A 9,309-nucleotide genomic window follows, 5' to 3' on the forward strand; every position below is an offset into this window, starting at 1 on the left:
CGATGCGCGTGGCCGCTGCGTACGGCCGATGCGCGTGGCCGCTGCGTACGGCCGATGCGCGTGGCCGCCGCATGCGGCCGATGCGCGTGGCCGATCCCGGCGCGTACGCCTCAGGGCCTGTCCGCCATGGTCGTGCTGTGGACGGCGTTGATGAGCATGCCCACCAGGCTGGCCCAGCGGGCCCCGGCGTCGCTCATCAGCGACTGCCGGGGCCCGATGTACTCGGCGTACTCCGCGCGGTGCGGGTCGAGCGCCAGCTCCCTGACGACCGCGGCGAACTCCGCCGGATCACTGAGATCCCGGCGTTCCAGGTGCTGGAGCCAGGCCGTGAAATCGAGTTCCACTCCGGCCGGAATCTCAGTGGTCGATATGTTTTCCACTGCACCTCCCTGGTTCGTGCGGACCGGCATCCATGTCCGCGGGACCAGGATGGAATGCCCGCCTATGGTCGGCCTATTCCAAAGGAGGTCCGTGGCTATAGGCCGGTGATAGACGGTTCGGCGGGTCGTACGGCGTCCGGCTAGACGCGCGGGAAACGGGCCTGGAGATTCCAGATCGCGGGGTTGTCCGCGAGCCCGTCGTGCAGATCCACCAGATCCGCGATCAGATCGTGCAGGAAGTCCCGGGCCTCGCGGCGCAGCGCGGTGTGGGAGAAATTCAGCGGTGGTTCCGTGGCCGGTGCCCAGTCGGCGGTGATGTCCACCCATCCGAAGCGCCGTTCGAAGCGCAGCCGGTCGGTGGATTCGGTGAAGTCGAGTTCCGCGTGGACGGGGGTGGCCGAGCGGCTGCCGCGCGGATCCCGGTCGAGCAGCTCGACGATGTCGCACAGCGCCCAGGCGAAGTCCAGCACCGGCAACCAGCCCCAGGCGGTGGACAGTTCACGGTCGGTCGCGGTGTCCGCCAGATAGACGTCACCGCAGAACAGGTCGTGGCGCAGGGCCTGGACCGGTGCGCTCCGGTAGTCCGTCTGCGGCGGGTCCGGGAAGCGGTGGGAGAGGGAGTAGCCGAGCTCGATCACCGACCGATGGTGTCATGGTGTTCCGCCGGCCCGCGGCCGGGGCGGGCCCTGTGCTGGCACCTTCCTGTTAGCGCCATTGTGGAAGATCAACGGACTCGGATAGAAATCCAGTCAGTTGGCGGAACACCCCGTGTCCAGTACGTGGACGGCGGGAGATTCGACTCCGGCGGTGGTCATCCCCCGAACGACCGCCGGTGCCTCCCTTCGGCGCGCCCGTGGTGCTTCGCGCACCCGCCGCGGCATGCCCGGGGAGGAGATCAGGGGCCCGGACACACCGTGCGAACCGACCACGGAACCGAGCCCCTGATCAGGGGATGACGGCGGACGAGAACCATTCGCTGGCAGCTTCCTGTACCGGCTGTTGCGCGGTTCCGGCCGCGCGGATAGTTCTGGTGGAAGCGCCGATAAATAACCGCCGTCGAGCGGGAATCCGGGTAGCGGGCAGGTCTGCCGACCGGGTTGTGGCAGCTTTATGCAGTGGGCATTGCGCGGTATGGCGGGGTGCCATAGAAAGATCCGAGTCCGAAATGGAAACGGCCTGCGGGTCGGCCTTGTTCGAAAGTGGGGGATCCATCATGAGTTCGGTGCACGAGGAGCGGGTGCAGAAGATCAAGGAGATCGTCTGCGACGTTCTGGAGATCGAAGAGGACGAGGTTACGGAGACCAGCCTCTTCAAGGAGGACCACTCGGCTGACTCGCTGCGTTCCATCGAAATTCTCGCGAATCTCGAGAAGGAATTCCACGTCACCATCGACCAGTCGGAGCTTCCCCGGATGGTGCACCTCAAGGGCGTCTACGAGGTAGTCGCCGAGTCCGCCGGCTGGTAAAGCGGCGCTTTCGTAATCGCGGACACGGCCGGAACAGCGGACGAGGGGGACGGGATGGCGGAGTCGGGGCATGCGAGCCCGCGAAGAGTGGTGATCACCGGTCTCGGTGTGGTCTCCAGTATCGGTATGGGCGTCGATGAGTTCCGGCGCGGACTGCGCGCCGGAAGCAGCGGGGCCAAGCCGATCACGGTGTTCGACGTGGCGGGGTTCGACCACGCGAACGGCTGTGAGGTGGAGGATTTCGACCCCGAGCGGTGGATACGCCACCTCGCGGTCGAGCAGCTCGGCCGGGCGACGCAGTACTCGGTCGCCGCGGCCCGGATGGCGATCGAGGACGCGGGGGTCTCCATCGCGGACTGGCGGTCGCTGCCGGGTCTGATCTCCATCGGGACCACCGACGGTGAATCGCGGGATCTGGACCACCTGGTCGAGGCCGAGATCACCCACGGTCCCGAGCATATGTCGCCCGAACTCGCCCGCCGCGTTCCGGCCGGCCGTCTGTCGGCGGCCATCGCGCAGGAGCTCCAGCTCTCCGATGTGGAGGCGGTGACGATTCCGACCGCCTGCGCGGCCGGCAACTACGCCCTGGGCTACGGCTATGACGCCGTCCGCTCCGGGGACGCGGAGTACGCGCTGTGCGGCGGCGCGGACGCGATGTGCCGCAAGACGTTCTCCGGCTTCTACCGGCTGGGCACCATCGCGCCGGACCGGTGCCGGCCGTTCGACGTCGACCGCAAGGGCATCCTCACCGGTGAGGGCGCCGGGGTGCTGGTCCTGGAGAGCCTGGAGTCCGCGCTGGCCCGGGGCGCCCGGATCTACGCCGAGGTGCTCGGATACGGCCTGAACTGCGACGCCTACCACCAGGTGGCGCCGAACCAGGACAGCGTCGGCCGCTGTATGCAACTCGCCCTGGAGAACGCCGGGGTCAAGGCCGACCAGGTGGACCTCATCTCCGCCCATGGCACCGGCACCAAGGCCAACGACGTCACCGAGGCCCGCGCCATCCGCGAGGTCTTCGGCAGCCGTCCGCCCAGGACCATCTCGATGAAGTCGATGATCGGCCACACCATGGGCGCAGCCAGCGCGCTGTCGGCCATCGGCTGCGCCCTGGCGATCACCGAGAAGTTCATTCCGCCGACCATCAACCACACGACCACCGACCCCGAGTGCGATGTGGACTGCGTGCCCAACGTGGCCATCGAGGCGGAGCTGAAGGTCGTGCAGAACAACGGCCTGGCCTTCGGCGGCAACAACGCGGTGGTGCTGCTCGGCCGGTACGACGGGGTGCCGGCATGAGTCGGGCGGTGACCGGCATGGGGGCCGTGGCCGGGTTGGGCGGTCGGGGTGCCGGCATGAGTCGGGCGGTGACCGGCATGGGCGCCGTGGCCGGGGTGGGCGGCGATGTCGACGAGGTTTTCCACAACCTGTGCGCGGGCCGCTCGGCGGTGGCCGAACTGCGCGGCTTCGACCACGCCCGGCACACGGCCCACCATGCGTACGAGGTGGACAACCGCCCCGCACCCGGGGTGGACGTCACCCGCCGGGCGACCGGGCTGCTGCTGGACGCGGTCGGCCAGGCGGTCCGCGACGCGGGCCTGGACGAGAGCGATCTGAGCGGGGTGCCGGTCCTGGTCGGCACCGGGCTGCGCGAGCTGCGCTCGGTGGAGCTGTGGCGCACCCAGGGCGCCGAATTCCCGGCTGCGGAGCTGCACTTCGGCACCGCGCTGCGCGAGGCGTTCCGGGCCGATGACACCCACACCCTGTCCAACGCGTGCTCGGCCGGGCTGTACGCCCTGGCGCTGGGTGTGGACCTGCTGGCGCAGGGGGCGGACACGGTGGTCGTGGCCGGTGTCGATGTGCTCACCGAGACCATGTACGGCCTGCTGGAGCGGGTGCAGCCGGTGCCCCCGACCCGGGTGCGGCCCTTCGACCGCGACCGGGACGGCGTCCTGATGGGCGAGGGCGCGGCGGCGGTCGTGCTCAGCCGGGTCCCCGGCACACGTCCGGTGCACGGCCTGGTCCGGGATGTCGCGGTCAACTGCGACGCCTTCCATGTGACGGCGCCGGACCCGGCCGGGATCGCCGAGGCGATCAGGGAGGCGCACTCCCGCGGCGGGGTGAAGCCCGCGGACATCGACCTGCTGATGGTGCACGGCACCGGGACGCTGCTCAACGACGAGGCGGAGGCGACCGCGCTCGCGGACGTCTTCGGCCCGGACCGGGACAAGCCCCTGGTGACCGCCACCAAGTCGATGACCGGGCACACCTCGGGCGCCTCCGGGCTGCTCAACCTGGTGGTCACCCTGCGCTGCCTCGCCGAGGGGCGGGTGCCGCCGACCGTGGGCCTGGAGAACCCGGTGGACGAGGCGGCCGGATTCCGCTTCGTCACCGGCGAGGCGGCTCGGCGGCCGCTGACCGTGGCCCAGTTGAACGCATTCGGCTTCGGCGGGATCAACGCCGTAGCGATCCTGGAGGCGGCTCGATGACCGTGGTGGTGAGCGGGGTGGGCGTGGTGCTGCCCCGCGCGAGGACGGCACCGGAGCTGATGGCACCGGTGGCCGAGGCCCCGCCGGTCGAGCCGAAGGACCTGGTCGGCCGCAAGGGCCTGCGATACAAGGACCGGGCCACCCAGCTCGCCTACTGCGCGGCCGACGCGGCCCTGCGCCACGCCGGTCTGCTGGACGACGACGGCGGCCTGCGGGTCCCCGGCGGCAGCGTCGCGGTGGTCGCCAGCTCCAACTACGGCAATCTCGACACCATCTGCCGGGCGATGGACACCATCACCGAGCAGACGGCGGCGGCGGGCAGCGCCATGGATCTGCCGAACGCCTCGAGCAATGTCATCGCCTCCTCCGTCGCCATCCGCTTCGGGCTGCGCGGCCCCAATCTGATGCTGTGCAACGGCGCCACCTCCGGGCTGGACGCCGTCCACTGGGCGGCCACGCTGATCCGCGGCGGCCGGGCCTCCCGGGCGCTGGTCCTCGGCGTCGAACCCGACAACGAGGCCGTACGCGCCTTCACCGGCGGAGCGCGGACCGTCGACGGGGCGGCGGCGCTGGTGGTGGAGAGCGGGCAGTCGGCCGCCGAACGGGGCGCGAACGCGCCCGCCGCGCTCGGCAGTTACGTCCGGGGCGCCGGCCTCGGCCGCACGCTGGACCGGCTGGCCAAGGCAACCGGCGACCGGCCGGCCCTGTGGCATGTGCCCGAACAGCGGGCGGCAGCCGTGCCGGACACCCTGCTGGCGGGCGTGGACCGGCACGATCTGGCCGAGGTCTTCGGCCTGGGCTCGGGTGCGCTGGGAGTGCTCCAGTGCGCCGCGGCCGTCGGCTGGTTCGCCCAGGGCGGCGCCGGTCCGGTGTACGCCACCGCGGGCACCGACGCCGACGACGCCAGCGCGGGCATCGCGCTGCACGGGCGGGCAGCGGCCTGATGTCCACCGGTGACCGCCTCGTGCCGGGGCTCGCCCAGGAGGACGGCGGGCCCGCCGTGGAGTCCGTACGTGGCGACAAGGACAGCCCCGTGGTGGTGACCCGGCGCGCCCCGGGCGAACCGGGGCGGGGCCGGGCGCTCCTCCTGCACGGACTGTCCAACAGCAGCTCGGTGTGGGACGCCTGTGTCGAGCACGGCCGCCAGGCCGGCGGGCCCGAGATATGGGCCGCCGATCTGCCCTGGCGGGGCCGGAGCGTCGCCGGGTGGAGCGCCCGGGGCGATCTCGTGCCGTACATGGGCGACGCCCTGCGCGCGGTGCCGGGCGGCGCCGGTGTGGTGGTCGCCCACTCGATGGGCGCGAACGTCCTGATGGAGTTCCTGGGCCGCCGGATCGAGGCGGGCCAGGACCCGTTCGCCGAGTTCGGCATCCACGGCATGGTGCTGGTGGCCCCGTTCTACCGGCGCACCGCCGAGGAGTTCGACTGGGCGAGCCTGGCGTACTCCGTGGACACCATGGCCCCGCTGATCGCCGAGGGCATCCGGGTGCACGCCGGGGACCGGGTCCCCGGGGCGACCCGCCACCAGCTCGCCGAGCGCATCCGGGACTGGGTCGGCCCCTATGGCTGGATGCGGTTCTTCGAGATCTATCTGCGCACCCCCGCCCTGCGGCTGGGACGGTTCACCGTGCCGTGCCTCGTGCTCTCCGGTGCGGACGACTTCGCCGCGCCACCGGCCGAGGGCCGCACGCTCGCGGACGGCCTTCCCGACGCCGAGTACCGCCTGCTGCCCGACTGCGGGCACTTCCTGATGATCGAGCGGGCGCGGCAGTTCGCCGCCCTGCTCGATCGCTTCGTCAGCACGACCTGTTCGGCCGTCCGTCCGCACGGCGGTCCCGGCCTCGGATTCCCATGGGAGCACGATCGATGACCACAGTGGCCGAAAGCGCCGTCAAGAGGCTGCTCACCAGCGAGACGACCGCGTCGCTGCGCACCCGGTACGAGGGCTCCAACATCTGCACCTGGATCGGGTTCAAGCACATCAACTACCTGGTGGAGGAGGCCATCCTCTGCCACTTCGCCGACGCGGACCTGCCGGCCCGGGCGCTGTACGCGGAGCACGGCCTCGGTGTGGACATCGTCGACCTGGACACCCGGATCCTGCACGCCCTCTACATGGACGAGACGGTCCAGGCGCGGGTGGTGCCGACGGCCGGGGACGACGACTCCTTCCTCTCCTTCACGGTGGCCCTGCACGCCGACCGGGACGGCGAGGACACCAAGGTGGTGGCCGCCAACGCCAAGGTGGTGCTGCGCTCGGACAGCTATGTCGAGGCGGCCGGTGAACCCCCCGCCGAGCTGGCCCGGTTCGTCACCGGCCGGCTGAGCACCCCCGGCGCCGTCGCCCCCGAGCCGCCGGAGCTGACCGGCGCCGACCTCACGGCCGTCACCACCTCGCTGTCGGCCGGCCGCGGCACCTCCGGCCCCGACCCGGTGCTCGACCTGCTGACCTCGGGGAAGAACGCGTTCGGCTGGAAGTGGCGGATCCCCTACCCGTACTGCCACTTCTCGGAGCGGCTCCAGATGTCCAGCTATCTGCGGCAGATGGAGGAGGTCGTGGACCTCTTCCTGGCCGACCGGGGCATCTCGGTGAAGACCCTGCTGGACGAGCGCCGGTGGATCCCCGCCTGCCCGCACTCCCGGATCCAGATCCTGGACGAGGCGCTGATGGAGGAGGACCTCTACACGGTCTACACCGTCGAGAACGTCTTCAAGGACTTCACCTACACCTCCCGCATGGACTGCTATGTGGTGCGCGACGGCAAGCTGGTGCCGACCGCGACCGGCAAGGTCACCCATGGCTACGCCCTGATCGAGAACCGGCGGGACTGGAACCTGATCACCTTCGACGAGCGCGTCTCCAAGGCGCTGCGCGGCGAGTCCTGACCGACGACGGCGACGAGCGACGGAGCAGACATGAGTGGCGGCACAGCTCTTGTGAATCGACCGGTCATCACGGCCTGGTCCGCGGTATCGCCCTTCGGGATCGGCCGCGCGGCCTTCACCGAGGGGATCAGGGAGCGCCGGCCCGCGGCGGCCCCGCTCGATGACGAGCGGTGGCAGGCGGCCGGGGACCGCGCCTGTCTGGTGCCCGACTTCGACCTGCGCACGGTGCTCGGGAAGAAGGGGGTCCGCTCGATGGACCGGGTGACCGGCCTCGCGGTCACCACGGTCGCCCGGCTGCTCGACGACGCGCCGCGCAACCGGTGGGTGGCCACCGGCGAGGACGCCGCCCTCGTCCTGGGCACCACCACCGGCAGTGTGCAGAGCCAGATGGACTTCACCCGGGACTCGCTCACCGGGGAGAAGCCGTATCTGGTGGACCCGGCGCGCTTTCCCAACGCCGTCATGAACTGCGCCGCGGGGCAGAGCGCGATCTGGCACCAGCTCAAGGGGCCGAACACCACGATCGCCGGTGGCCACGCGGCGGGGCTGTACGCCCTCAACTACGCGCGCCGGCTGCTCACCTTCGGCCGGGCCAGGACCGTACTGTGCGGTGCGGTCGAGGAGTTCTCGCACTCCCGCTCCTGGCTGGAGCGGCACGCCCACCAGCCGGGCACCGAGGGGCCCGCGCAACTGCCCGGTGAGGGCTGCGGACTGCTGCTGGTGGAGCAGCGCGGACCCGACGCGGGGGGCGACGCCGAGCAGCCGGTGCTGGCGGAGATCCTCGCGGTGGAGATGGGCATCGCGCTGGACGGCGGGGTCCGCCCCGCGCTGGCGGCCTGTCTGCGCCGGGCGCTGCACCGTGCGCAGGTGCGCCCGGAGGAGATCTGGGCGGTCTCCACCAGTGAGGCACCCGGCCCGTCCGGGGAGCAGGAGCGGGCCGCCGTGGCCGAGGCCGCCGAGGGGGCGGAGCTGGTCCAGCTCACCCAGGCCGCCCTCATCGGGGACACCGGGGCCGCCGCGGCGGCGTTCCAGATCGCCGGGGTGCTGGTGCACGCCGAAACCACCCCCGAGGCCGCCGGCCGGGTGGCGCTGGTGACCTCCGTCGACCGGGACGGCGCGGTCGGCTGCGCCCTGCTGCGGCTGGCCGGGCCGCGATGACCGGGGCCGCCGGGATCATCGAGGGTGCCGCGGTGCCGGACACCCGGCCGTGCAGTCCGGTCGCCGTACGGGTGGAGGTGGTCCGTCCGGCCGCCCCCGACGACCGGGGCAAGCTGCGTGCGGCGACGGCCGTCACGGTGGGCGAGGACGAGGCGGTCTTCCCCGGGCACTACCCGGGCTTCCCCATCTTCCCCGGGGTCTGCGTGATCGAGTGCGTGCACCTCAGCGGTCTGCGCACCCCGCCGCCGGGCTCGGCCGCTCTGGAGCTGGTGGCGGTGGAGAGCACCCGGTTCCTCAGCCCCGTCTTCCCGGGCGACCGGCTTTCGGTGGACCTGGTGTGGACCGGCGGGTCCGGGGTGTGGAAGTGCGCCGCCAAGGTGGCCACCGAGCGTGGGCCCGCCGCCCAGGTCAGACTGCGGTTCGCCGCCGAGGAGGCGTGATGATGGGCCAGTTGGAGATCAGAAAGGTGCTGCCGCACCGGTTCCCGATGCTGCTGCTGGACCGGGTGACCGAAGTGGTGCCGGGCGAGCGGGTGACCGCCGTGAAGGCCGTGACCTGCAATGAGCCCTGGTACCAGGGGCTCGGACCGGACGCGCCGGCACAGGCGTACGGCTATCCGCGGGTGCTGCTCCTGGAGTCCTGGTGCCAGTCGGCCGGGCTGCTGGCCACCTGGGAGTCGCCGGATCCCGATGTGCTCGAGGGCCAGGTCATGCTCTTCGGCAGCGTGTCCGGGGTCGAGTACCACCGGCCGGTGCTGCCGGGGGACGTACTGGAACACCGGGCGTCCATCACCCGGGTGGTGGACGACACCGTGATCATCGAGGGCGGTTCCACGGTGGCCGGTGAGCCCGCCCTGACCGTGGGCCTCGCGGTGCTGGCCTTCCGCCCGGCGGCGGAGCTGCGGCCCGGGGACCCGGCCCCCGCGCCCGCCCCC

General features: G+C 71.7%; 11 protein-coding genes. 9 read left to right on the forward strand and 2 right to left on the reverse strand.

Annotation, left to right across the window (positions count from 1 at the left end; all coding sequences use genetic code 11):
* Positions 1 to 110: 110 nt before the first annotated feature.
* Together KN815_RS42175 and KN815_RS42180 are read right to left on the reverse strand one after the other, a co-directional pair.
* The gene (locus KN815_RS42175) at positions 111 to 380 is read right to left on the reverse strand and encodes a hypothetical protein (RefSeq protein ID WP_216347063.1); all 270 of its coding nucleotides are present in this window, start codon (positions 378 to 380) and stop codon (positions 111 to 113) included.
* A 140-nt stretch (positions 381 to 520) separates the two neighbouring features.
* Positions 521 to 1,018, reverse strand: a complete 498-nt coding sequence (locus tag KN815_RS42180) for a hypothetical protein (protein WP_216347064.1) — start codon at positions 1,016 to 1,018, stop codon at positions 521 to 523.
* A gap of 575 nt (positions 1,019 to 1,593) precedes the next feature.
* On the opposite strand from KN815_RS42180, the gene KN815_RS42185 reads away from it, so the two are divergent.
* From KN815_RS42185 to KN815_RS42225, 9 genes are all read left to right on the forward strand, one after another.
* Positions 1,594 to 1,845, forward strand: a complete 252-nt coding sequence (locus KN815_RS42185; RefSeq protein ID WP_014061562.1) for an acyl carrier protein — start codon at positions 1,594 to 1,596, stop codon at positions 1,843 to 1,845.
* 54 nt (positions 1,846 to 1,899) lie between these two features.
* A complete protein-coding gene (locus tag KN815_RS42190; RefSeq protein WP_216347065.1) occupies positions 1,900 to 3,141 on the forward strand; it encodes a beta-ketoacyl-[acyl-carrier-protein] synthase family protein in 1,242 nt (413 codons plus the stop codon).
* Positions 3,142 to 3,197: 56 nt separating this feature from the next.
* Positions 3,198 to 4,331, forward strand: coding sequence for a beta-ketoacyl-[acyl-carrier-protein] synthase family protein (locus KN815_RS42195; RefSeq protein WP_216347066.1), 1,134 nt, complete (start codon positions 3,198 to 3,200; stop codon positions 4,329 to 4,331).
* A complete protein-coding gene (locus tag KN815_RS42200) occupies positions 4,328 to 5,275 on the forward strand; it encodes a beta-ketoacyl synthase N-terminal-like domain-containing protein (RefSeq protein ID WP_216347067.1) in 948 nt (315 codons plus the stop codon). The genes KN815_RS42195 and KN815_RS42200 overlap by 4 nt, the downstream gene beginning before the upstream one ends.
* The gene (locus KN815_RS42205; RefSeq protein ID WP_216347068.1) at positions 5,275 to 6,201 is read left to right on the forward strand and encodes an alpha/beta fold hydrolase; all 927 of its coding nucleotides are present in this window, start codon (positions 5,275 to 5,277) and stop codon (positions 6,199 to 6,201) included. The genes KN815_RS42200 and KN815_RS42205 overlap by 1 nt, the downstream gene beginning before the upstream one ends.
* Complete coding sequence (locus KN815_RS42210; RefSeq protein ID WP_216347069.1) at positions 6,198 to 7,217, forward strand: thioesterase family protein; 1,020 nt, start codon at positions 6,198 to 6,200, stop codon at positions 7,215 to 7,217. The genes KN815_RS42205 and KN815_RS42210 overlap by 4 nt, the downstream gene beginning before the upstream one ends.
* Before the next feature lie 30 nt (positions 7,218 to 7,247).
* A complete protein-coding gene (locus tag KN815_RS42215) occupies positions 7,248 to 8,375 on the forward strand; it encodes a beta-ketoacyl synthase N-terminal-like domain-containing protein (RefSeq protein ID WP_216347070.1) in 1,128 nt (375 codons plus the stop codon).
* Complete coding sequence (locus KN815_RS42220) at positions 8,372 to 8,815, forward strand: 3-hydroxyacyl-ACP dehydratase FabZ family protein (RefSeq protein ID WP_253209586.1); 444 nt, start codon at positions 8,372 to 8,374, stop codon at positions 8,813 to 8,815. Before KN815_RS42215 ends, KN815_RS42220 begins: the two co-directional genes overlap by 4 nt.
* A 2-nt stretch (positions 8,816 to 8,817) precedes the next feature.
* On the forward strand, positions 8,818 to 9,309 hold a 492-nt coding region (locus KN815_RS42225), incomplete at its 3' end, for a 3-hydroxyacyl-ACP dehydratase FabZ family protein (protein ID WP_253209587.1).

Source organism: Streptomyces niphimycinicus, assembly GCF_018883605.1.
In the GTDB taxonomy this organism is placed as follows: Bacteria; Actinomycetota; Actinomycetes; order Streptomycetales; family Streptomycetaceae; genus Streptomyces; species Streptomyces niphimycinicus.

Bases quoted from the DNA above. Each gene is read 5' to 3' on its own strand.
- KN815_RS42185 (WP_014061562.1), top strand. From the start codon at position 1,594: ATGAGTTCGGTGCACGAGGAGCGGGTGCAGAAGATCAAGGAGATCGTC.
- KN815_RS42190 (WP_216347065.1), top strand. From the start codon at position 1,900: ATGGCGGAGTCGGGGCATGCGAGCCCGCGAAGAGTGGTGATCACCGGT.
- KN815_RS42195 (WP_216347066.1), top strand. From the start codon at position 3,198: ATGAGTCGGGCGGTGACCGGCATGGGCGCCGTGGCCGGGGTGGGCGGC.
- KN815_RS42200 (WP_216347067.1), top strand. From the start codon at position 4,328: ATGACCGTGGTGGTGAGCGGGGTGGGCGTGGTGCTGCCCCGCGCGAGG.
- KN815_RS42205 (WP_216347068.1), top strand. From the start codon at position 5,275: ATGTCCACCGGTGACCGCCTCGTGCCGGGGCTCGCCCAGGAGGACGGC.
- KN815_RS42210 (WP_216347069.1), top strand. From the start codon at position 6,198: ATGACCACAGTGGCCGAAAGCGCCGTCAAGAGGCTGCTCACCAGCGAG.
- KN815_RS42215 (WP_216347070.1), top strand. From the start codon at position 7,248: ATGAGTGGCGGCACAGCTCTTGTGAATCGACCGGTCATCACGGCCTGG.
- KN815_RS42220 (WP_253209586.1), top strand. From the start codon at position 8,372: ATGACCGGGGCCGCCGGGATCATCGAGGGTGCCGCGGTGCCGGACACC.